A 21,592-nucleotide genomic window follows, 5' to 3' on the forward strand; every position below is an offset into this window, starting at 1 on the left:
AGAGTAAGTCTCAAGCCGCCCGACTGCTCAAACAGTCACCATTCAGGCCTGTTTTTTCTGGTTTTTCTGCGTTTGCTCATCACGCTTTGCTTGTAACCGGGCTTCTTCCTTGCGTTTGTTGCTCATATCATTGCGGATCTGCGCATGGCTCATTAGCGCGAAAATAAACGTTCCGCCACAGATATTCCCGGCGAGCGTTGGTAGCGCAAAGGGCCAGAAAAAATCACTCCAGTGCAGCGTGCCATTAAAGACCAAATAGAGAATTTCCACCGAGCCGACGACGATATGCGTGGTATCACCTAACGCAATCAGCCAGGTCATCAGAATAATGACCACAATTTTTGCCGCTCCGGCGGCGGGAAACATCCACACCATGGTGGCAATTAACCAGCCGGAAATGATGGCGTTGGAAAACATCTCTGTTGGCGTATTTTTCATCACATCCATACCAATTTTCACGAAGGCATCGCGGGTCTCTTCATCAAAAATCGGCATATGTTCAAACGCCCATGCTGCAACCCCGGTGCCAATAATATTACCCAGCAGAACCACGCTCCACAGGCGCATCAACAGGCCAAAATTGCCGAGGGTAGGGTTTTGCATCACCGGCAGTACAGCGGTGACGGTATTTTCGGTAAAAAGTTGCTGGCGGGCCATAATGACAATAATAAAGCCGAAGGTATAACCGAGGTTCTCGAGTAAAAATCCCCCTGGCACGCCTTCCAGCTGTACGTGGAAAATCCCTTTTGCCAGTAGCGAGGCGCCCATCGATAGTCCTGCTGCGATGGCTGACCACAGTAGGGCCATCGCGTCGCGCTCCATCTCCTTCTCCCCATCCTGGCGAATATGTTCATGGATTGCCATGGCGCGGGAGGGGAGTCTGTCCTCATCAAGCTCTATCTTTTTTCCTGTTAGCTTTTCATCGCTTTCCACCTCGAGTTCGTCGCTGTGTCGATCAATCTTATCTTTCTTGATGTCATTCATGGCCGAATCCTGAATAAGCACGTATTGCTAAAGCGTAGCGGCTTTTGTCTGAAAATCAGCGGGAGAAAGTCTGAGATAGCAAAAATAGTAACGTTTGTTTTTATCGGGTTAGTTAGAATAGAACCGCCGCGGAGTGCGCATTACCAGGCTATGATCAAATCAGTAAGACAGGGTATATAGACATCATTTGACGTGCTGTTACAATCGCTCACATCTAAACAGGCGGATACGTCATCGTTCCGTCATGGATGGCAATCAGCGATAGCCATAAAACACAGGGAGACACTTATGAAGCTTCGCCTGTCGGCGCTTGCGCTGGGAACCACACTTTTGGTGGGGTGTGCGAGCTCCGGTACTGAACAGCAGGGGCGTTCGGACCCATTTGAAGGGTTCAACCGCACCATGTACAACTTCAACTTTAATGTTTTAGATCCATACGTTGTAAGACCCGTAGCTGTTGCCTGGCGTGACTATGTTCCGCAGCCGGCGCGTAATGGTTTAAGCAACTTTACGGGGAACCTTGAAGAGCCGGCCGTCATGGTCAACTATTTCCTGCAAGGCGATCCTTATCAGGGGATGGTGCACTTTACCCGTTTCTTCCTGAATACCCTGTTAGGTATGGGCGGCTTTATCGATGTGGCAGGTATGGCTAATCCGAAGTTGCAGCGCGTTGAACCACACCGCTTTGGCAGTACGTTAGGCCACTATGATGTTGGTTACGGGCCGTATATGCAGCTTCCGTTCTACGGTAGTTTCACGCTGCGTGATGACGGCGGCGATATGGTCGATACGCTGTATCCGGTACTGTCCTGGCTGACCTGGCCGTTGTCGATAGGCAAATGGACGGTTGAAGGGATTGAAACTCGCGCGCAATTGCTCGACTCTGATGGTCTGCTGCGTCAGTCTTCCGATCCTTACATCATGGTGCGTGAAGCTTACTTCCAGCGTCATGACTTTATTGCGAACGGCGGGAAACTCAAACCAGAAGAAAACCCGAACGCGAAAGATATTCAGGATGATTTAAAAGAGATCGATTCTGAGTAAGGAATTGGGCAAATAAAAAGGTGAGCTAAAAAGCTCACCTTTTTTACGTCTGAAGAAAATCAGAATGCGTAGTTCAAGTTCATACCGTACAACCAGGCTTTCCCTTCAGATTCAAAGGAGTATGGGCCTTCTTCGAATTTCACTTTCTGACCGTGCATATAAGAGATACCAACATCCAACGATGCATCCTTATTAAAGGCGTAGGTTGTACCCGCGCTCAGCCAGAAGCGGTCCTGATCCGGAATAGAGATGGAACGACGGTTTGCCGGAACCGGGCTATCATCAAAGGCGATACCGGTACGGAACGTCCAGGTATCATCATAGTAATAGGTAGTACCGAGTGCGATGCGATAGGAGTCTTTGAAGCCTTCTTCTTTATAGAACAAGGTTTGGCCGTTGTTGCCTTTTGCTTTCAGCTCCTGGAACTGACTCCAGCTGGTATAAGCCATGCTGTAGTGAACCGCCCACTGTGGTGCAACGCGGTTATAGCCTGAAAACTCCCACATTTCTGGCAGGTTCAGATCAAGTGAACCATCGATCGTACTGCCGTTGGTTCCTGCTGGCAGGCTCGCGAACACCGGACGCAACTGCGCAGGAATACGGTCCATTGATGGCAGATTGCTGCGGTAATCGCCGTTGAAGTCAATTTTTACTTCAGAACGGTAGGTGAAACCGTAGCGGTTATCTTTATCTACTTCATAAAGAAGGCCAGCATTCCAACCGAAGCCCCACTCGTCACCTTTCAGGCGCGCAATCTGTGTATCTGCCGGATATTGCGCGGCCAGTGATGGAGGAATTCTGCCCCCGGAGCCTGCAACGATCTGCTGTGGTAAATCGCCAGCATAGCGTTCAAGCTTCGCTTTTGCATAGACGGCGTTTAAACCGAGACCGAAGCTAAAATGATTGTTCAGGCGATAAGCACCGCTCAGGTTTAGATTGAGCGTTTCCAGATCGGTTTTCCCGCCCATCGAACCAGCTGTGTAATCATTGTTAAACTCCGTAGCCAGGCCGTAGTTAGAGGTGACGGAGGCCCCCCAACCAAACTGATCGTTAATTGGAGCAACAAAATGCACGTTCGGTATCCAGGCTGTTGGGGCGATATTATCCTGGCTGGCGTCATTGCCAATACGCGAGCGACCGGAAATATCTACATCCGGGTCAACGAAAATTGCACCTGCTGAAAAAGTAGGGCGATCGAACATCATAATCAATGCCGGGTTACGACTGGCGTTACCTGCATCATCTGCAATTGCGCCTTCACCCGAATATGCCCGGCCAAGGCCAGAGGAAGAAAATTCGTTTAACTGAAAGCCTGCAGACCAGGCCTGTGTGGAGATAATTGCCACTGCGACTGCGAGAGCAGACTTTGTAAACAGGGTTTTCTGGCTCATGACCATAACCTCATAGATTTATTTTTATACAAACAATGTTACATGCCGTAACAGGAGCGCGAAGTGTAGGGTCTGAGGTACGACTTAGAAATCAGACCAGTGGCGTGAGTATAGGTCGGACCAGCTGGAATGTTGCAAGTATGTTTATAAATATTTTCAAATTTGATCAGAGAAACGCGATCCAGCTGGCAAAATTGCGGGGGTGCGCACTCACCTGTTTGGGCGATTTTTGTTTTAGATCATTTTTAAGTGTGATTTCGGTCACTTATCGCATTTCATACAATTAACGACTGGAGAGGCGAATAATGGGAGCGTAAAATATCCCTATCGTTTATCTGGCACCTCAGGTGCGAATACAGAGGAAATCTACAATGAGTAAATGCAGTGCTGATGAAACCCCGGTTTGCTGCTGTATGGATGTTGGCACCATCATGGACAACTCCGATTGCACCGCGTCCTACAGCCGTGTGTTCGCGAACCGCGCAGAGGCAGAAGAAACGCTGGCCGCTCTGACCGAAAAGGCGCGTGGCGTGGAATCTGAGCCTTGCCAAATCACCTCGACCTTTACTGAAGAGTCAGAAGGTGTGCGTCTGGATATCGACTTTGTTTTTGCCTGTGAAGCTGAAACGCTGATCTTCCAGCTGGGCCTGCGTTAATCTCCCCCTCTGCAAAAGCCCTTGCTATCGGATAGCAAGGGCTTTTTCGTAACTGTCAGTGATTATTCACTGTGTCTTAGCTCCCACTTTCTTTTCTCTCCGCTTGGCTAAATGTAAAAAATTGGTTAAGACTATGATCAGGTCAGACCACTTATTTTATTTTTTACAGGGGAGTGTTATGAGTCAGGCTTTACCGCTGGTTACCCGCCAGGGCGACCGTATTGCCATTGTAAGTGGGTTGCGTACGCCATTTGCTCGTCAGGCTACCGCGTTTCATGGCATTCCCGCCGTTGATTTAGGAAAAATGGTCGTCGGTGAGCTGCTGGCGCGCAGCGAAATACCTGCTGATGTGATTGAGCAACTGGTTTTTGGTCAGGTGGTGCAAATGCCTGAAGCGCCAAATATTGCTCGTGAAATCGTGCTGGGAACCGGCATGAATGTGCATACGGATGCCTATAGCGTAAGCCGAGCCTGCGCGACCAGTTTTCAGGCAGTGGCGAATGTCGCGGAAAGCCTGATGGCGGGGTCTATTCGTGCGGGAATTGCGGGTGGTGCGGACTCCTCGTCAGTCTTGCCTATTGGCGTTAGTAAAAAGCTGGCGCGGGTGCTGGTGGATGTCAATAAGGCCCGGACTACCGGTCAGCGCCTTAAACTCTTTTCCCGACTGCGTTTACGTGACCTGATTCCTGTGCCGCCAGCCGTCGCCGAGTATTCCACCGGTTTGCGTATGGGGGATACGGCTGAGCAAATGGCCAAAACCTATGGTATTACCCGAGAACAGCAGGATGCTCTGGCGCACCGCTCTCATCAGCGTGCCGCTCAGGCGTGGGCTGAAGGAAAGCTGGCAGATGAGGTAATGACTACCTACGCGCCACCGTTTAAAGATCCTTTTTCAGAAGATAACAATATTCGCGGTAACTCTACGCTGGCCGATTACGCCAAACTACGTCCGGCGTTTGACCGCAAGCACGGCACTGTCACCGCAGCAAACAGTACCCCGCTGACGGACGGTGCAGCCGCCGTGATTATGATGACGGAGTCGCGTGCGAAAGAGCTGGGGCTGGTGCCGCTGGGGTACCTGCGTAGTTTTGCTTTTACCGCCATCGATGTCTGGCAGGACATGCTGCTAGGACCTGCGTGGTCAACGCCGCTTGCCCTGGAGAGAGCGGGTCTGACGATGGCAGATTTAACGCTGATCGACATGCATGAAGCCTTTGCCGCTCAAACGCTGGCGAATATTCAGTTGCTGGGTAGCGAACGTTTTGCCCGCGACGTGCTGGGCAGAGCACATGCCACTGGCGAAGTTGATGACAGTAAATTTAACGTGCTGGGTGGATCGATTGCCTATGGGCACCCCTTCGCCGCTACCGGTGCGCGCATGATTACCCAAACCCTCCATGAGTTACGACGTCGTGGCGGTGGTTTTGGTTTAGTGACCGCCTGTGCAGCTGGTGGTTTGGGTGCAGCCATGGTTCTGGAGGTGGAATAATGGAAATGGCATCGGCTTTTACACTAAACGTACGTCTGGATAACGTTGCTGTTGTCACCATTGATGTGCCCGGAGAGAAAATGAACACCCTGAAAGCGGAGTTTGCTTCTCAGGTACGGGCCATTCTGAAGCATATCCGCGATAACAAAGCATTGCGCGGCGTGGTGTTTATTTCGGCTAAACCCGATAACTTCATTGCCGGGGCGGATATCAACATGATTGGTAGCTGTCGTAGCGCGCAGGAAGCCGAAACGCTGGCCCGTCAGGGGCAGCAGATGATGGCGGAAATTAATGCCTTGCCGATCCCGGTTATCGCCGCGATTCATGGCGCATGCCTCGGCGGTGGCCTGGAGATGGCGCTGGCGTGCCACAACCGTATTTGTACCGATGATGCTAAAACCGTTCTGGGTTTACCGGAAGTACAACTTGGCTTGTTGCCCGGCTCCGGTGGTACGCAGCGGCTGCCGCGCCTGATTGGCGTCAGTACCGCACTGGATATGATCCTCACCGGAAAACAATTACGCGCAAAACAGGCGCTGAAAGTTGGTTTAGTGGATGAAGTTGTACCGCATTCCATTTTGCTGGAAGCGGCCGTTGAACTGGCTAAACAGGACAGTTCTGCGCATCGAACACTGCCCGTGAGAGAGCGAGTGTTGGCGGGGCCGCTGGGGCGGGCGCTGTTGTTCCGCATGGCCAGTAAAAAGACGGCGCAAAAAACGCAAGGTAACTACCCTGCAACAGAATGTATCCTTGAGGTCATCGAAACCGGGCTAGCGCAAGGCAGCAGTAGCGGTTACGACGCTGAGGCCCGCGCGTTTGGTGAACTGGCGATGACATCCCAGTCTCAGGCGCTACGGCACATCTTTTTTGCCAACACCGATGTGAAAAAAGATCCCGGAAGTGATGCGAAACCTGGCCCGCTAAACAGCGTAGGTATTTTGGGGGGCGGTCTGATGGGCGGGGGTATTGCCTACGTGACGGCCTGTAAAGGCGGCTTGCCTGTGCGCATCAAAGATATAAACGCTAAGGGAATCAACCACGCGCTGAAGTACAGCTGGGATCAGCTTGAAACGAAGGTTCGCCGCCGTCATATCAAAGCCAGCGAACGCGATAAACAACTGGCGCTGATTTCGGGAACGATCGACTACCGTGGCTTTGCGCATCGCGATCTAATTATTGAAGCCGTGTTTGAAGATCTGTCGCTAAAACAAAGGATGGTGGCAGAAGTTGAGCAAAATTGCGCACCTCATACCATTTTTGCTTCTAACACCTCATCTTTGCCCATTGGCGATATTGCTGCGAACGCTGCAAGGCCCGAACAAGTGATTGGTTTACACTTTTTTAGTCCGGTGGAAAAAATGCCGTTGGTCGAAGTGATCCCGCATGCCACGACCTCTGAGCAGACGATTGCAACTACCGTTAAGTTAGCGAAAAAACAGGGCAAAACGCCGATAGTGGTGAGAGATAAGGCCGGCTTTTACGTTAACCGCATTTTAGCGCCTTATATTAACGAAGCGATTCGTATGTTGACCGAAGGCGAGCGGGTCGAAACCATAGACGCCGCGCTGGTTAAGTTTGGTTTTCCAGTTGGGCCAATCCAACTTTTGGATGAGGTTGGAATTGATACGGGCACTAAAATTATACCAGTGCTTGAGGCTGCATATGGAGAACGTTTTAGCGCGCCTGCAAATGTTGTTGCTTCAATTTTGAATGACGATCGCAAAGGTAGAAAAAATGGTCGGGGTTTCTATCTTTATGGTGCGAAAGGGCGTAAAAGCAAAAAACAGGTCGACCCTGCAATTTATACGCTTATTGGCGTCCAGGGTCAGGGCCGACTTTCCGCCGCGCAGGTAGCAGAGCGGTGCGTTATGTTAATGCTCAATGAAGCAGCCCGTTGTTTCGACGAGAAGATAGTCCGCAGCGCACGTGATGGCGACATCGGCGCTGTATTTGGTATTGGTTTTCCGCCATTCCTCGGCGGCCCGTTCCGGTATATGGATTCTCTCGGCGCGGGTGAAGTGGTTGCGGTTCTGCAACGGCTGACCACGCAGTACGGCTCGCGGTTTACACCGTGTGAGCAGTTATTGCAGATGGCGGAACGCAGTGAAAGATTCTGGAATATTGGGGAAACTGACCTGAATTCATGAGGTCAAAGGTAGGATGAATCCGCACTGAATGTATGGGTCGCGCTCAAAATGTAAACAGAGATTGACTATACTTACGCCGTTGAGGTAAAAAACAGCGTTTCATTCGGTGAATGGATAAGGCACAATGCCGGCCACCATATCGTTACCACAGCCAATAGGGGCTGTGAATAAAGGTAGTGGTGATTCTGGTTAACAAAAGCGGTGCAATATGCAAGTTTTTATCATGCGTCACGGCGACGCGGCCCTCGATGCCGCCAGTGATTCGGTTCGTCCCTTAACCTCCTGTGGTTGTGACGAATCTCGCCTGATGGCGAACTGGCTGAAAGGTCAAAAAGTGGATATCGAACGTGTTCTGGTGAGCCCGTTCCTACGAGCCGAACAAACGCTGGATGTGGTGGGGGAGTGTATGAACCTGCCAACCGGTGTTGATGTTTTGCCGGAGCTGACTCCCTGCGGCGATGTCGGTCTGGTCAGCGCCTATTTACAGGCTCTGGCCAATGAAGGTATCGCCACGGCACTGGTTATCTCTCACTTGCCTTTAGTGGGATATCTGGTGTCTGAGCTTTGCCCTGGTGAAACACCGCCGATGTTTACCACATCAGCGATTGCCAGCGTTACGCTTGATGAGAGCGGGAAGGGTACTTTTAACTGGCAGATGAGCCCGTGTAACCTGAAAATGGCAAAAGCGATTTAAACAGGCCGGATAAGGCGCAGCCGCCACCCGGAAAATCAAAGAGCCGCAAATGCGGCTCTTTTTGTTTTTCTGCATCACGGAAGTTCGGGCGGTAGCCACTCTTCCACTTCAATCAGCACCAGCAGGGCGGCGTCGCCACCGTACTCTTTCGGTGCCTGATGAAAGGCCATTACGTGCGGATGCTGGGCCAGCCAGAGCGGCGTCTGCTGTTTCAGAATATGTTTTCCGTGGCCATGCATCACGCAGGCGCAAAATACATGCTCACGGCGACAGGCGGCAATCAGCGCGCCTAACTCTTGTTTGGCCTGTTGCTGGGTCAGCCCATGCAGATCGAGAAACAGCTCCGGAGAGTAATCGCCACGGCGCATTTTCTTCAGCTCGAAATGGCTGACGTCGGCGCGCAGGTATCTTACCGGGCCGTCCGTATTCAGCAGCGGCTGAAACTCATCCGAGAAATAGTGGCTGGCATCAGCCTGCTCCTGTAGCAGTCTTTTAACCGGAACCTCGGCAATTTTTTTACGTGGAGGTCGGTGAACGATGGTGTCCTGTTTAATTTTACGCGTGCCGGTCATCAGCTGGCGAAACAGCGTCTGATCCTCCTCGCTGAGCGATGTTTTCTTTTTCATTCGAGAGTCTCAACTTTTATTTTCCGTTAGTTTAACCCGACTCGGCGGGCATCCGATCGCTTAAAACGCAATTTTCGCGTTCAGGCCCCGTGTGAATGCTGATTTATCGCCGTCTTCGTGGCAAACTAGCCGCCGAAATTAATACGAGCATGCCCTGGAGGAATACGTGGATAAAATTTTCGTCGATGAAGCAGTGAGTGAACTGCATACCATTCAGGACATGTTGCGTTGGGCGGTCAGCCGTTTTAGCGCGGCGAACATCTGGTATGGCCATGGCACGGATAACCCATGGGACGAGGCCGTACAACTGGTGCTGCCGTCACTTTATTTGCCGTTGGATATTCCAGAAGATATGCGTACCGCGCGTCTGACCTCCAGCGAGCGTCATCGTATTGTTGAACGCGTGATTCGCCGCGTCAACGAGCGCATTCCGGTTGCTTATCTGACCAACAAAGCCTGGTTCTGCGGGCATGAGTTTTATGTTGATGAACGCGTGCTGGTTCCGCGTTCACCGATTGGCGAGCTTATCAATAACCGCTTTGCGGGCCTTATTAATGAGCAACCACAGCATATCCTCGATATGTGTACTGGCAGCGGCTGTATTGCCATTGCCTGCGCGTATGCCTTCCCGGAAGCCGAAGTGGATGCGGTGGATATTTCCACTGACGCGCTGGCGGTGACCGAACACAATATTGAAGAACACGGCCTGATCCATCACGTCACGCCGATCCGTTCCGATCTGTTCCGCGATCTGCTGAAAGTCCAGTATGACCTGATTGTGACCAACCCGCCGTATGTCGATGCGGAAGATATGTCCGATCTGCCAAACGAGTATCGTCACGAACCTGAGCTGGGTCTGGCGTCCGGCAGCGATGGGCTGAAACTTACCCGCCGCATTCTGGGGAACGCCCCGGACTACCTGTCAGATAACGGTATTCTGATTTGTGAAGTCGGAAACAGCATGGTACATCTGATAGAGCAATATCCGGATGTACCGTTCACCTGGCTGGAGTTCGACAACGGCGGTGACGGCGTATTCATGCTGACCAAAGAGCAGTTAGTTGCTGCTCGCGAGCACTTCAGTATTTATAAAGACTAATTACACGCGCACATACACAACACGCATAACGGAGCCGTGATGGCAGGAAACACAATTGGGCAACTCTTTCGCGTAACCACTTTCGGCGAATCACACGGGCTGGCGCTCGGTTGTATTGTCGATGGTGTTCCGCCGGGCATTTCTCTGACAGAAGCTGACCTGCAGCACGATCTCGACAGACGCCGTCCAGGCACATCGCGCTACACTACGCAGCGTCGTGAGCCGGATCAGGTGAAAATCCTCTCCGGGGTGTTCGAGGGCGTTACCACAGGCACCAGCATTGGCCTGCTGATCGAAAATACCGATCAGCGTTCACAGGATTACGGCGCGATTAAGGACGTTTTTCGTCCGGGACACGCCGACTATACCTATGAGCAAAAATATGGCCTGCGCGACTACCGTGGCGGCGGACGTTCATCCGCACGTGAAACGGCGATGCGCGTGGCGGCCGGAGCGATAGCCAAAAAATATCTGGCGGAAAAATTCGGCGTTGAGATCCGCGGCTGCCTGACGCAGATGGGTGATATTCCGCTGGAGATCAAAGACTGGTCCCAGGTGGAACTTAACCCGTTCTTTTGCCCGGACCCGGATAAACTCGAAGCGCTGGACGAACTGATGCGCGGGCTGAAGAAAGAAGGTGACTCAATCGGAGCGAAGGTGACCGTTGTTGCACGTGGTGTACCTGCGGGTCTCGGCGAACCTGTATTCGACCGCCTGGATGCCGACATCGCCCATGCGCTGATGAGCATTAACGCCGTTAAGGGCGTTGAGATTGGCGACGGATTTGACGTTGTTGCGCTGCGCGGCAGCCAGAACCGTGACGAAATCACCAAAGAAGGTTTCCAGAGTAACCATGCGGGCGGCATTCTGGGCGGGATCAGCAGCGGGCAGCAAATCATTGCTCATATGGCGCTGAAACCGACGTCCAGTATTACCGTTCCTGGGCGCACTATTAACCGCTTTGGAGAAGAAGTCGAAATGATCACTAAAGGTCGCCACGATCCGTGCGTAGGGATCCGCGCCGTACCGATCGCCGAGGCGATGCTGGCGATCGTATTGATGGATCACCTGCTGCGTCAGCGGGCGCAAAATGCGGACGTGAAGACCGATATTCCACGCTGGTAAGAGATGAAAAAAACGGCACTTGCGGCGCTGGCTCTGTTTGCCAGTACCGCCTGTCTGGCGGCGACGCCCTGGCAGAAAATTACCCATCCGGTTGCAGGAAGCGCGCAGTCTATCGGCGCGTTTTCCAATGGCTGTATTGTTGGCGCAGATACGCTGCCTGTACAGTCAGAACATTATCAGGTGATGCGTACCGATCAGCGTCGTTACTTTGGCCATCCGGATCTGGTGAGGTTTATCCAGCGTCTGAGTTATCAGGCCAATAGTCAGGGACTGGGCACGGTGTTAATCGGCGATATGGGGATGCCGGCCGGTGGGCGTTTCAATGGCGGTCACGCCAGCCACCAGACGGGACTGGATGTGGATATTTTCCTGCAACTGCCGAAAACGCGCTGGACCCAGTCGCAACTGCTGCGGCCGCAGGCGTTAGATCTGGTCTCACAGGATGGCAAACGTGTTGTGCCGTCACTGTGGAAACCGGAGATTTTCAGCCTGATCAGGCTGGCTGCAAAAGATAATGAAGTAACGCGTATTTTCGTGAATCCGGCGATTAAGCAACAACTTTGTCTGGATGCAGGGACCGACAGGGACTGGTTGCGTAAAGTGCGGCCGTGGTTCCAGCATCGTGCGCATATGCACGTGCGGTTACGTTGCCCTGCCGACAGCCTTGAGTGCGAAGATCAACCGTTACCGCCACCGGGTGACGGCTGTGGCGCAGAGCTGCAAAGCTGGTTCGAACCTCCAAAACCTGGAACCACCAAGCCTGAGAAGAAGACACCGCCGCCGTTGCCGCCTTCCTGCCAGGCGCTACTGGACGAGCATGTACTCTAATGGATCATTTTGCCTCTCTGTTTATGGTGTCGCCACTGCTGTTAGGTGTGCTTTTTTTTGTGGCGATGCTGGCAGGTTTTATTGATTCTCTGGCCGGAGGTGGTGGTCTACTCACCATCCCGGCATTGATGGCGGCCGGGATGCCACCTGCGCAAGCGCTGGCGACCAATAAGCTGCAAGCCTGCGGGGGATCTATCTCTTCCTCCCTCTATTTTATTCGTCGGGGTGTGGTTAATCTGGCGGATCAGAAACTCAATATCTTCATGACCTTTATCGGTTCAATGAGTGGCGCGCTGTTGGTTCAGCACGTGCAGTCAGATGTTCTGCGCCAGATCCTGCCAGTATTGGTTATCTGTATTGGCCTTTACTTTCTGTTGATGCCGAAAATCGGGGAAGAGGATCGACAGCGCCGACTGCACGGTTTGCCTTTCGCGCTGGTGGCCGGGGGCTGCGTCGGCTTTTACGATGGCTTTTTTGGTCCGGCGGCGGGGTCGTTCTACGCGCTGGCTTTTGTCATGCTGTGCGGATACAACCTGGCGAAATCGACGGCCCACGCCAAAGTATTAAATGCCACATCGAATATCGGTGGGTTGTTGCTGTTTGCCCTCGGCGGCAAAGTGATTTGGGCGACAGGTTTTGTGATGCTCATTGGCCAGTTTATTGGCGCACGGATGGGCTCTCGACTGGTACTCAGCAAAGGACAAAAACTCATTCGGCCAATGATCGTTATTGTCTCCGCCGTGATGAGCGCCAAGCTACTTTATGATAATCATGGACAGGAGATTCTCCACTGGCTGGGGATGAACTAATGAATAATACGCATCACTACGAACAGTTAATTGAGATTTTTAACGGCTGCTTTGCCGATGAATTTAATACCCGTCTGATTAAAGGCGACGACGAACCGATCTATCTTCCAGCGGATGCGGAATTACCGTATCACCGTATCGTTTTTGCGCATGGTTATTACGCCAGTGCGTTACACGAAATTTCACACTGGTGTATCGCCGGTAAAGCCCGTCGTGAGCTGGTCGATTTCGGTTACTGGTACTGCCCGGACGGACGAGACGCGAAGACACAATGCCAGTTTGAAGATGTGGAAGTGAAGCCGCAGGCGTTTGACTGGTTGTTTTGCATGGCGGCGGGCTACCCGTTTAACGTCAGTTGCGACAATCTGGAAGGAGACTTTGAACCGGATCGCGTGGTATTCCAGCGCCGTGTTCATGCTCAGGTGATGGAGTACCTGGAAAAGGGGATCCCTGAACGTCCGGCGCGTTTCATTAACGCGTTACAGAATTATTATCACACGCCTGAACTTACGGCGGAACAATTCCCGTGGCCCGAAGCGCTCAACTGAAGCCGCTGCCACGTTTACAATGAGGAAATAAGATGATCGCGGAGTTTGAATCACGCATTCTGGCATTAATCGACGATATGGTAGAGCACGCCAGCGATGATGAGTTGTTTGCCAGTGGCTATTTGCGTGGGCACCTGACGCTGGCTGTGGCTGAGCTGGATGCTGGCGAGGACCATTCCGCTGAGGCATTGTACGCCAATGTGACCAGCAGCCTGGAAAAAGCCATCAGCGCAGGCGAACTCTCGCCGCGTGACCAGGCGTTAGTGAAAGAGATGTGGGACACACTGTTCCAGAAGGCAACGCAATAATAATTGCAGTGGATTGTGCCGGATGGCGACGCGAAGGCGTCTTATCCGGCCTACGCGGACGGGGGTTGTAGGCCGGATAAGCGTAGCGCCATCAGGCAATGGCGAGATGGTATCTTATTTCACCGCTTTACCCTTCAATAACTTCCTCACCCACAGACGATTCGGATTCAGCGCTGCCAGCGTGCTAGCATCCATGGGTATAGGTTCATCGCTCATTTGCGATGCCAGAATTTCTGCACACAGCGGGGCAGTACACAGCCCGCGCGAGCCCAGTGCACCTAACATAAATAAATCGGAATACACCGGGGCGTTTACGGCGTGCTCTTTGTCTTCGGCAAGAGTGGCATACTGGCTGAGCGTGGCGTCATAATCAGCGACGTTGCCGACCATCGGCATGTGATCGCGCGTGGCGCAGCGCACTCCACAACGGGCGGCATTGCCACTAACGTCTACTTCTTTTGCCCACGAGGCATTCGGGAAACAATCTATTAAGCGCTGACGGTTTTGCTGCTGATCGTCCGCGCGATACACCGTTTCTTCACTTCCGCGATGATAGCTGGCGCCAATGCAGTGCTGCTGGTTTTGCGGGTTGTGCGGCGTGAGGTAGCCGTCATAGCACAGCACCTGGCGCAGCGCTGAAAGCGAAGGCGTAGTAGGAATGTGACTCACCTGACCGCCTACGGAGTACACTGGTAGCGACTGCGTTTGCTCAACGCCGTTAATGCGATGCCCGTTAGCCAGAACTACAGCAGCGTGAGTGGCGGTTTCGCCACTGGCAAACGTCAATTGCCAGTGTTCTGTCTGGCGAGAAAGCGAGGCCAGCGTATGTTGATACCGGGTGCGTAATCCCAGCGTTGCGGCGTAGTCGAATACGGCGGCGGTTAACTGTGCCGGACACAGCCATCCTCCGGCAGGGTACTGAATCCCGCCGCATCCGGTTTCGACGCCGGTCGTTTGTAAAACCTGCTCTGCGTCAACGCTAACGGCGAGCGCATCAGGCAGTTCAAGGGACAGCATTTGGTCGATTTTTTGCTGGCTTTTCTCATCCCATGCCAGTTGCGTCACGCCACACCAGACATGCGAAAACTCAATGGGGAGGGCGTCATACAGCCGACGAGCGAAGGTAAACGCGGTGGGGAAAAAGAGATTAATGGCTGCGTCATGCTTGCTGAGTAGCGGATAAAGCGCGCCCTGGCGATTGCCGGATGCACCCCCGGCTGGGTTATCGTCAGCGCAATAGAGAGTGACCTGCCAGCCGCGGCGCAGTAACGCCAACGACAGCAATGCGCTGGCAATCCCTCCGCCAATAATGGCAACTTCACGTTTATCTGTTCCGGTACGTGCAAACCAGGGTGTCGATGGGGGGAGCGTCAGCGTCTGTTCCATTACGCCACAGAGCATTTCGCGTTTGCGACCAAAGCCTTTGCATTTTTGCATCGTAAACCCGGCTTCCTGCAACCCCCGACGCACAAAGCCTGCTGAGGTGAAGGTCGCCAGCGTGCCGCCGGGACGAGCCAGGCGGGCCATTGCGTTAAACAGCGTTGGCGTCCACATATCCGGGTTTTTTGCCGGAGCGAAACCGTCCAGAAACCAGGCGTCCACTTTTTGATTCAGGGAGTCATCGAGCTTACTGGTCAGTTCGTTAATATCGCCAAACCACAGATCCAGCGTGACGCGTCCTTCATCAAGGAGCAGGCGATGGCATCCCGCCAGTGGCAGCGGCCATTGCTCTTGCAGCGCCGTGGCCCACGGGGCAAGTTCTGGCCAGTGCTGATGGGCTAAGGTGAGATCTTCGCGCGTTAGCGGATATTTTTCAAAACTGATGAAATGTAATCTTTCCAGGGTAGCTTCAGGATGGGTATCGCGAAAACCGGTAAATGCCTGCCAGAGCGTCAGGAAGTTAAGTCCGGTGCCAAACCCGCTTTCTGCCACCACCAAGAGGGGACGTGAATGCGCGGGGAATCGCTGGGCGAGATGATTCCCGCCGAGAAAGACGTAACGTGTCTCTTCCAGCCCGTTATCATTAGAAAAATAGACATCGTCAAAATCTCGGGAAACAGGTGTACCCTCAGCGTTGAATTCAAGGTTTGCAGGTTGTATAGCGTATTGTTTCACGTAAGTTACTCGTCTGGCAGGCTGTGCCCCGATCTTAGCGATGAGTGCCTGGCTGCGCAAATTTCCACATTAAATGGCTGATCGGACTTGTTCGGCGTACAAGTGTACGCTATTGTGCCACTCGAAACTTTAAAATAGTGCGACTTACAGAGGTATTGAATGAAACGTGCAGTGATTACTGGCTTGGGCATCGTTTCCAGCATCGGTAATAACCAGCAGGAAGTCCTGGCATCTCTGCGTGAAGGACGTTCAGGGATCACTTTCTCTCAGGAGCTGAAGGACTCCGGCATGCGTAGCCACGTTTGGGGCAACGTAAAACTGGATACCACTGGCCTCATTGACCGCAAAGTAGTGCGCTTTATGAGCGACGCATCCATCTATGCATTCCTTTCTATGGAACAGGCAGTGGCTGATGCCGGCCTTGCAGCAGAAGATTACCAGAACAACCCGCGCGTTGGCCTGATTGCAGGTTCCGGCGGCGGCTCCCCGCGTTTTCAGGTGTTCGGCGCTGACGCAATGCGTAGCCCGCGTGGTCTGAAAGCGGTTGGCCCGTATGTGGTCACCAAAGCGATGGCGTCCGGCGTTTCTGCCTGCCTCGCAACGCCGTTCAAAATTCACGGCGTAAACTACTCCATCAGCTCTGCCTGTGCGACTTCTGCGCACTGTATCGGCAACGCTGTGGAACAAATTCAGCTGGGCAAACAGGACATCGTTTTTGCTGGCGGCGGCGAAGAGCTGTGCTGGGAAATGGCGTGTGAATTCGACGCCATGGGCGCGCTGTCTACCAAATATAACGACGACCCGTCTAAAGCTTCCCGTACCTATGATGCAAACCGCGACGGTTTTGTTATCGCAGGTGGCGGCGGTATGGTGGTGGTTGAAGAGCTGGAACACGCTCTGGCTCGTGGCGCGCATATCTACGCGGAAATCGTCGGTTACGGCGCTACCTCCGATGGCGCAGACATGGTTGCCCCGTCTGGCGAAGGCGCAGTACGCTGCATGCAGATGGCGATGCACGGCGTTGACACGCCTATCGACTACCTGAACTCCCACGGTACTTCTACTCCGGTAGGCGACGTGAAAGAGCTGGGCGCAATCCGTGAAGTGTTTGGCGATAAGAGCCCGGCAATCTCGGCAACCAAAGCCATGACCGGTCACTCTCTGGGCGCGGCTGGCGTACAGGAAGCTATCTACTCTCTGCTGATGCTGGAACACGGCTTTATCGCGCCGAGCATCAACATTGAAGAGCTGGACGAGCAGGCGGCGGGTCTGAACATCGTGACCAAACCGACCGAGCAGGCGCTGACCACCGTGATGTCCAACAGCTTCGGCTTTGGCGGCACCAACGCTACGCTGGTAATGCGTAAGCTGAAAGCGTAAGTCTGCAAAATAAGATGCAAAGGGGAGCCTGATGGCTCCCTTTTTTATTTATTCATTTTTCGTAATCCGGCGCGATTTCCGCCGACCACGCTTGCGCACGGGTAATATCCCCGGCGCTGTAGATGAGGTGCTCATAACTATCGCTAATATCGCGAACGCGATAAATTTTCTAGCGCCCGTCTTCCCAACGCGTATAGACCTCCAGTTGAAGCGGTATCGACCCTGTGCCTAACTGAACATCAACTTTTTCACCGCCGAGAAAAGGTTGTGCTCGCCCGACCCGTAGCTGCGGGATCCATTTGGGGTCGTAATCCTGAACGTACATAAAGTAGTCTGCTCCGAGGATTTCCTGCTCGTAAAGGGAATCAATCAGCGCCAGGCGTTCGATAAGGTCTTTTGCTACATAGCGCTGCATTAATGCGGATGTGTCATGAGGTGTATCCAGATCCTGGGTGTTAATGTTCATCCATGAGAGATAGAACTGTTTTACAGCCTGTGTGCTGTCTTGATGAGGCGTAGAGCAGCCGCAAAGCATCAGGATGAGAGCAATAAGCGAAAATGCTTTCATTACCGTGTCCCTAAAAATATATTCCGACAAAATGGATCGTTGAGTGTCCCTCTGATTGAAAACTATTTCCTCATTGTTAGTGCTTTTCTTCGATAATATAACCCTCTGTTTTGTGGATGCCTTCGGTGATTTCGAGGTTGACAAGTTTAGCCCCTCACAGGCAGACTCCAGCTTCAACATTATCCTCTTGATAATGCGTAAGCGTTTAACGTTATCCAACGCACCTTAATCCTGATAGTCAGGTAGAGGGGGCGTGGGCATTCCTCGCCTTACTCTGCATTTTGGAGTAACGCATGACAGCTGTAACCCAACAAGAAAAAACACCTTCGGCGAACTTTTCGCTGTTTCGTATCGCTTTTGCAGTTTTCCTGACCTATATGACGGTCGGTCTCCCTTTGCCCGTGATTCCTCTGTTTGTGCATCAGGAACTGGGCTATGGCAACACCATGGTCGGTATCGCCGTAGGTGTACAGTTTCTGGCGACGGTATTAACGCGCGGCTACGCCGGGCGCTTAGCCGATCAATATGGTGCTAAACGCTCGGCGCTACAGGGGATGTTTGCCTGTGGGCTGGCAGGCGCGGCGTGGCTTTTAGCCGCGCTATTGCCTGTTTCTGTTCCCGTAAAATTTGCGTTGTTAATCGTCGGGCGTTTGATCCTCGGCTTTGGCGAAAGCCAACTGCTCACCGGTACGCTGACCTGGGGGTTGGGGCTGGTCGGCCCAACACGCTCCGGTAAGGTGATGTCGTGGAACGGAATGGCGATTTACGGCGCGCTGGCCGCCGGTGCACCGTTGGGCCTGTTGATCCACAGCCACTTTGGCTTCGCGGCGCTGGCGGGAACGACGATGGTATTACCGTTGCTGGCATGGGCATTCAACGGCACCGTGCGCAAAGTGCCTGCGCATGCAGGAGAACGTCCTTCTTTATGGAGCGTAGTCGGGCTTATATGGAAACCGGGCCTGGGCCTGGCGCTGCAGGGCGTTGGCTTTGCGGTGATCGGTACCTTTATTTCACTCTATTTTGTCAGCAACGGCTGGACGATGGCGGGGTTCACCCTGACTGCGTTTGGTGGGGCGTTTGTGCTGATGCGCATTCTGTTTGGCTGGATGCCGGACCGTTTCGGCGGCGTGAAGGTTGCCGTTGTCTCTTTGCTGGTGGAAACAGCGGGGCTGATTTTGCTGTGGCAGGCCCCATCGGCCTGGATTGCGCTGCTCGGGGCGGCATTAACCGGGGCCGGGTGTTCGCTTATCTTCCCGGCATTGGGCGTCGAAGTGGTGAAGCGAGTGCCCGCGCAGGTTCGCGGTACGGCGCTGGGCGGTTACGCCGCGTTTCAGGATATCTCCTACGGCATAAGCGGTCCGGTCGCCGGGGTGCTGGCCACCGCGTACGGTTATCCCTCAGTGTTCCTTGCCGGGGCGATATCCGCCGTGGTGGGGATTATTGTAACGTTGCTTACGCTGCGTAAAGGTTAAGCGACCAGCCAGAAAGTGGCTAACGCAATTATCAACGCAACAAACAGCAGTCCCGGTCGTGCCGACAGAGATTTAACCGTTTCAATCATCGGCGCGAACGGGCTGTAAATGGGCTGCAGATGACGCGGCTCGCTGAGCTCACGTTCTCGTTCCACGCGACGCAGGAAAATTTGATTGAGCAAGTCCTGCACCTGCACCGTGGTCAGAATCGATTGTGGTTGGATCTGATACGTCTGCTGTGCGTATTCTTTTATCGCTGTCAGCTCATTCGGCTCTAATGGCAGCTTCAGCGCCGCCTGGAGCGTTTGTAGCGTAGGGGCGCTTTGCAGGCTGAGCGTCTGGCGCGCCTGCAGCCAGGTGACCAGGTGCGTAAACTGTTTGGCAGGGATCAGCTCACCGCTTTTTACGCCAGACAACTCCAGCATTGACTGCCAGATCATCTTCCCGGATTCTCCCGTGGCCGCCGCCAGTTTGGTAACTAACTGGTTCAGCGTATTGTGCTCTGCGGGGAGCAACGGGCGATCGGTAGCAGGGCGCTGCTGCGGCTGCGGTATCGACAGCTGTCCTTGTTGCAGCAGCGTGAGCACGTTCTTCAACTGCTCAGGCGTGAGCTGGCTAAGCGCCGTTTGCCCATACTGCTGACGGATAAAATCACTCACCGCCTGGCGATTATTTCCCTGGCTCAGTAATTCAGTGAGCTGCGAAAGCACCTGACGATTAACATGATTTTGCTGAGCAACCCCCAGTCGTTGGTTAAGGTTTTGCTCAGCGGCAGGAAAGTGACGTGACTGCAGTGGCGTATCACTTTTGACGCCCAGATCGTGCTTCATTCCGGCCCACACCTCAGCGCTTTGCTGCTGGGTGAGTGAAATCAAACGAGTAATTAGCCGTTCCAGCACAGTACGTTGTTGCGTGGATAACGGTTGTTCACCCGCAGCGGAAGGGGCATTTTGGCCTTCGCCGGGAGGGCGTGCGGGCGTACCTGAAATGGGCTGCATCATCTCTGTTCCTTAAATCTGTGCTGACCAGGTCTCGCAGTATGCCTGGCGGCGAGATTATGGCACACTTGCCCGGTTAACTCTCGTTCTCAAACAGGTGCGAAAGACGTGAAAATCCTCGTTGATGAAAATATGCCCTATGCCCGCGAACTGTTCAGTCGTTTGGGGGAGGTCAAAGCGGTTCCCGGTCGTCCGATTCCCGTTGCTGAACTGGATGATGCGGATGCTTTAATGGTGCGCTCGGTGACGAAAGTAAATGAATCACTGCTTGGCGGAAAACCGGTTAAATTTGTCGGTACGGCAACCGCTGGCACAGATCATGTGGATGACGCCTGGCTTGCGCAGGCGGGGATCGGTTTTTCCGCCGCGCCCGGTTGTAACGCAATAGCGGTCGTAGAATATGTTTTTTCAGCGTTGTTGATGCTGGCGGAGCGCGACGGGTTTGCGTTACGCGATCGCACCGTAGGCATTGTGGGTGTGGGCAACGTGGGCGGGCGTTTGCAGGCGCGTCTGGAAGCGCTGGGGATCCGCACGCTGCTGTGCGATCCACCGCGAGCCGATCGCGGTGACGAAGGCAATTTCTGCTCGCTGGATGAACTGGTTGAGCAAGCCGATGTGCTGACTTTCCATACCCCGCTGTTTAAAGACGGGCCGTACAAAACGCTGCACATGGCGGATGACGCGCTGATTAGCCGGTTGAAGCCGGGCACTATTCTGATCAACGCCTGCCGTGGGCCGGTCATCGACAATACGGCATTGCTGAACCGGTTGAATGCCGGTCAGTCGCTGAGCGTTGTGCTGGATGTCTGGGAAGGAGAGCCGGATCTCAATGTGGCGTTGCTGGAGAAAGCCGATATCGGCACGGCGCACATTGCCGGGTATACCCTCGAAGGAAAAGCGCGTGGCACCACGCAGGTCTTTGAGGCCTATAGTAAGTTTATTGGTCACGAGCAGCACGTTGCGCTCAGTACCCTGTTACCCGCGCCGGAATTTGGTCGTATCACCCTGCACGGCCCGTTAGATCAGCCAACGCTGAAAAGGCTGGTGCATTTAGTGTATGATGTGCGCCGCGATGATGCGCCGCTGCGTAAAGTCGCTGGAATTCCGGGTGAGTTTGATAAACTGCGTAAAAATTACCTTGAGCGTCGTGAATGGTCGTCTTTATATGTGATGTGTGACGACGCAACGGCTGCTGCCTTATTGTGTAAGCTGGGTTTTAACGCTGTTCATCATCCGGCACATTAATGTCTTCTTAATGCTCCCTGTCGAATAATGCGACAGGGACGCTTACGTATTTCTTGGAGTAAATCA

Annotated in this window: 19 protein-coding genes and 1 pseudogene; 14 read left to right on the plus strand and 6 right to left on the minus strand. The window is 53.4% G+C overall.

From position 1 onward, the window contains the following. Window positions 1–42: 42 nt before the first annotated feature. A complete protein-coding gene (locus JQN59_RS07340; protein ID WP_048215842.1) occupies window positions 43–984 on the minus strand; it encodes a formate/nitrite transporter family protein in 942 nt (313 codons plus the stop codon). 288 nt (window positions 985–1,272) lie between these two features. Here JQN59_RS07340 and mlaA point away from each other — a divergent pair, with 288 nt between their 5' ends. After that, on the plus strand, window positions 1,273–2,028 hold the full coding sequence (gene mlaA, locus JQN59_RS07345; RefSeq protein ID WP_003028190.1) for a phospholipid-binding lipoprotein MlaA: 756 nt from the start codon (window positions 1,273–1,275) through the stop codon (window positions 2,026–2,028). 59 nt (window positions 2,029–2,087) lie between these two features. On the opposite strand, the gene fadL is transcribed toward mlaA, so the two are convergent. After that, window positions 2,088–3,419: a long-chain fatty acid transporter FadL gene (gene fadL, locus JQN59_RS07350; protein ID WP_048215843.1), complete on the minus strand. Its 1,332-nt coding sequence runs from the start codon at window positions 3,417–3,419 to the stop codon at window positions 2,088–2,090. Window positions 3,420–3,790: 371 nt separating this feature from the next. Between fadL and JQN59_RS07355 the strand changes: the two genes are divergently transcribed. The 4 genes from JQN59_RS07355 (at window position 3,791) to sixA (ending at window position 8,405) form a co-directional block, all read left to right on the plus strand. Beyond that, window positions 3,791–4,075: a YfcZ/YiiS family protein gene (locus tag JQN59_RS07355; RefSeq protein ID WP_003834838.1), complete on the plus strand. Its 285-nt coding sequence runs from the start codon at window positions 3,791–3,793 to the stop codon at window positions 4,073–4,075. Between the two features lie 178 nt (window positions 4,076–4,253). Then, window positions 4,254–5,564, plus strand: coding sequence for an acetyl-CoA C-acyltransferase FadI (gene fadI / locus JQN59_RS07360; RefSeq protein WP_149607682.1), 1,311 nt, complete (start codon window positions 4,254–4,256; stop codon window positions 5,562–5,564). Further along, window positions 5,564–7,711 carry a fatty acid oxidation complex subunit alpha FadJ gene (fadJ, locus tag JQN59_RS07365; protein WP_149607681.1) on the plus strand — a complete coding sequence of 716 codons (2,148 nt, stop codon included), beginning with the start codon at window positions 5,564–5,566 and terminating at the stop codon, window positions 7,709–7,711. Before fadI ends, fadJ begins: the two co-directional genes overlap by 1 nt. Window positions 7,712–7,919: 208 nt before the next feature. Beyond that, complete coding sequence (gene sixA, locus JQN59_RS07370) at window positions 7,920–8,405, plus strand: phosphohistidine phosphatase SixA (RefSeq protein ID WP_003028179.1); 486 nt, start codon at window positions 7,920–7,922, stop codon at window positions 8,403–8,405. A 74-nt stretch (window positions 8,406–8,479) separates the two neighbouring features. On the opposite strand, the gene smrB is transcribed toward sixA, so the two are convergent. Then, window positions 8,480–9,031 carry an endonuclease SmrB gene (gene smrB / locus JQN59_RS07375; protein ID WP_003839296.1) on the minus strand — a complete coding sequence of 184 codons (552 nt, stop codon included), beginning with the start codon at window positions 9,029–9,031 and terminating at the stop codon, window positions 8,480–8,482. Window positions 9,032–9,197: 166 nt separating this feature from the next. Between smrB and prmB the strand changes: the two genes are divergently transcribed. Genes prmB through JQN59_RS07405 form a run of 6 tightly spaced genes read left to right on the plus strand, consistent with a single transcriptional unit; the run spans window position 9,198 to window position 13,748 of the window. Next, window positions 9,198–10,130, plus strand: coding sequence for a 50S ribosomal protein L3 N(5)-glutamine methyltransferase (gene prmB, locus JQN59_RS07380; protein WP_003028173.1), 933 nt, complete (start codon window positions 9,198–9,200; stop codon window positions 10,128–10,130). Between the two features lie 39 nt (window positions 10,131–10,169). Continuing rightward, the gene (gene aroC, locus JQN59_RS07385; protein ID WP_003834825.1) at window positions 10,170–11,255 is read left to right on the plus strand and encodes a chorismate synthase; all 1,086 of its coding nucleotides are present in this window, start codon (window positions 10,170–10,172) and stop codon (window positions 11,253–11,255) included. A gap of 3 nt (window positions 11,256–11,258) precedes the next feature. Continuing rightward, entirely contained in the window at window positions 11,259–12,083 is an 825-nt protein-coding gene (mepA, locus tag JQN59_RS07390) for a penicillin-insensitive murein endopeptidase (RefSeq protein ID WP_032944099.1), read from the plus strand. Beyond that, a complete protein-coding gene (locus JQN59_RS07395) occupies window positions 12,083–12,892 on the plus strand; it encodes a sulfite exporter TauE/SafE family protein (RefSeq protein WP_003834821.1) in 810 nt (269 codons plus the stop codon). The genes mepA and JQN59_RS07395 overlap by 1 nt, the downstream gene beginning before the upstream one ends. Next, on the plus strand, window positions 12,892–13,440 hold the full coding sequence (locus JQN59_RS07400; protein WP_003834819.1) for an elongation factor P hydroxylase: 549 nt from the start codon (window positions 12,892–12,894) through the stop codon (window positions 13,438–13,440). Before JQN59_RS07395 ends, JQN59_RS07400 begins: the two co-directional genes overlap by 1 nt. A 32-nt stretch (window positions 13,441–13,472) precedes the next feature. Next, window positions 13,473–13,748, plus strand: a complete 276-nt coding sequence (locus JQN59_RS07405) for a YfcL family protein (RefSeq protein WP_003028163.1) — start codon at window positions 13,473–13,475, stop codon at window positions 13,746–13,748. Between the two features lie 114 nt (window positions 13,749–13,862). Here JQN59_RS07405 and mnmC read toward each other — a convergent pair whose 3' ends face one another. Beyond that, entirely contained in the window at window positions 13,863–15,863 is a 2,001-nt protein-coding gene (mnmC, locus tag JQN59_RS07410) for a bifunctional tRNA (5-methylaminomethyl-2-thiouridine)(34)-methyltransferase MnmD/FAD-dependent 5-carboxymethylaminomethyl-2-thiouridine(34) oxidoreductase MnmC (RefSeq protein ID WP_188110099.1), read from the minus strand. Window positions 15,864–16,022: 159 nt separating this feature from the next. Between mnmC and fabB the strand changes: the two genes are divergently transcribed. Next, on the plus strand, window positions 16,023–17,243 hold the full coding sequence (fabB, locus tag JQN59_RS07415; RefSeq protein ID WP_006683621.1) for a beta-ketoacyl-ACP synthase I: 1,221 nt from the start codon (window positions 16,023–16,025) through the stop codon (window positions 17,241–17,243). A 52-nt stretch (window positions 17,244–17,295) separates the two neighbouring features. On the opposite strand, the pseudogene JQN59_RS07420 reads toward fabB, so the two are convergent. Continuing rightward, a pseudogene (locus JQN59_RS07420) lies at window positions 17,296–17,811 on the minus strand (YbjP/YqhG family protein). Between the two features lie 293 nt (window positions 17,812–18,104). Here JQN59_RS07420 and JQN59_RS07425 point away from each other — a divergent pair. Beyond that, window positions 18,105–19,283 (plus strand): MFS transporter, encoded by a 1,179-nt coding sequence (locus JQN59_RS07425; protein WP_003834805.1) that lies wholly within the window; start codon window positions 18,105–18,107, stop codon window positions 19,281–19,283. Here JQN59_RS07425 and flk read toward each other — a convergent pair. Beyond that, complete coding sequence (gene flk, locus JQN59_RS07430; RefSeq protein ID WP_149607692.1) at window positions 19,280–20,281, minus strand: flagella biosynthesis regulator Flk; 1,002 nt, start codon at window positions 20,279–20,281, stop codon at window positions 19,280–19,282. The two genes, JQN59_RS07425 and flk, sit on opposite strands and share 4 nt — an antisense overlap. A 108-nt stretch (window positions 20,282–20,389) precedes the next feature. On the opposite strand from flk, the gene pdxB reads away from it, so the two are divergent. After that, a complete protein-coding gene (gene pdxB, locus JQN59_RS07435; protein WP_079939919.1) occupies window positions 20,390–21,526 on the plus strand; it encodes a 4-phosphoerythronate dehydrogenase PdxB in 1,137 nt (378 codons plus the stop codon). Window positions 21,527–21,592: the final 66 nt, after the last annotated feature.

The organism is Citrobacter sp. B72 (assembly GCF_016894305.1).
Lineage (GTDB): Bacteria > Pseudomonadota > Gammaproteobacteria > Enterobacterales > Enterobacteriaceae > Citrobacter > Citrobacter portucalensis.

Bases quoted from the DNA above. Each gene is read 5' to 3' on its own strand.
- JQN59_RS07340 (WP_048215842.1), bottom strand. From the start codon at position 984: ATGAATGACATCAAGAAAGATAAGATTGATCGACACAGCGACGAACTC.
- mlaA (WP_003028190.1), top strand. From the start codon at position 1,273: ATGAAGCTTCGCCTGTCGGCGCTTGCGCTGGGAACCACACTTTTGGTG.
- fadL (WP_048215843.1), bottom strand. From the start codon at position 3,419: ATGAGCCAGAAAACCCTGTTTACAAAGTCTGCTCTCGCAGTCGCAGTG.
- JQN59_RS07355 (WP_003834838.1), top strand. From the start codon at position 3,791: ATGAGTAAATGCAGTGCTGATGAAACCCCGGTTTGCTGCTGTATGGAT.
- fadI (WP_149607682.1), top strand. From the start codon at position 4,254: ATGAGTCAGGCTTTACCGCTGGTTACCCGCCAGGGCGACCGTATTGCC.
- fadJ (WP_149607681.1), top strand. From the start codon at position 5,564: ATGGAAATGGCATCGGCTTTTACACTAAACGTACGTCTGGATAACGTT.
- sixA (WP_003028179.1), top strand. From the start codon at position 7,920: ATGCAAGTTTTTATCATGCGTCACGGCGACGCGGCCCTCGATGCCGCC.
- smrB (WP_003839296.1), bottom strand. From the start codon at position 9,031: ATGAAAAAGAAAACATCGCTCAGCGAGGAGGATCAGACGCTGTTTCGC.
- aroC (WP_003834825.1), top strand. From the start codon at position 10,170: ATGGCAGGAAACACAATTGGGCAACTCTTTCGCGTAACCACTTTCGGC.
- mepA (WP_032944099.1), top strand. From the start codon at position 11,259: ATGAAAAAAACGGCACTTGCGGCGCTGGCTCTGTTTGCCAGTACCGCC.
- JQN59_RS07395 (WP_003834821.1), top strand. From the start codon at position 12,083: ATGGATCATTTTGCCTCTCTGTTTATGGTGTCGCCACTGCTGTTAGGT.
- JQN59_RS07400 (WP_003834819.1), top strand. From the start codon at position 12,892: ATGAATAATACGCATCACTACGAACAGTTAATTGAGATTTTTAACGGC.
- JQN59_RS07405 (WP_003028163.1), top strand. From the start codon at position 13,473: ATGATCGCGGAGTTTGAATCACGCATTCTGGCATTAATCGACGATATG.
- fabB (WP_006683621.1), top strand. From the start codon at position 16,023: ATGAAACGTGCAGTGATTACTGGCTTGGGCATCGTTTCCAGCATCGGT.
- JQN59_RS07425 (WP_003834805.1), top strand. From the start codon at position 18,105: ATGACAGCTGTAACCCAACAAGAAAAAACACCTTCGGCGAACTTTTCG.
- flk (WP_149607692.1), bottom strand. From the start codon at position 20,281: ATGCAGCCCATTTCAGGTACGCCCGCACGCCCTCCCGGCGAAGGCCAA.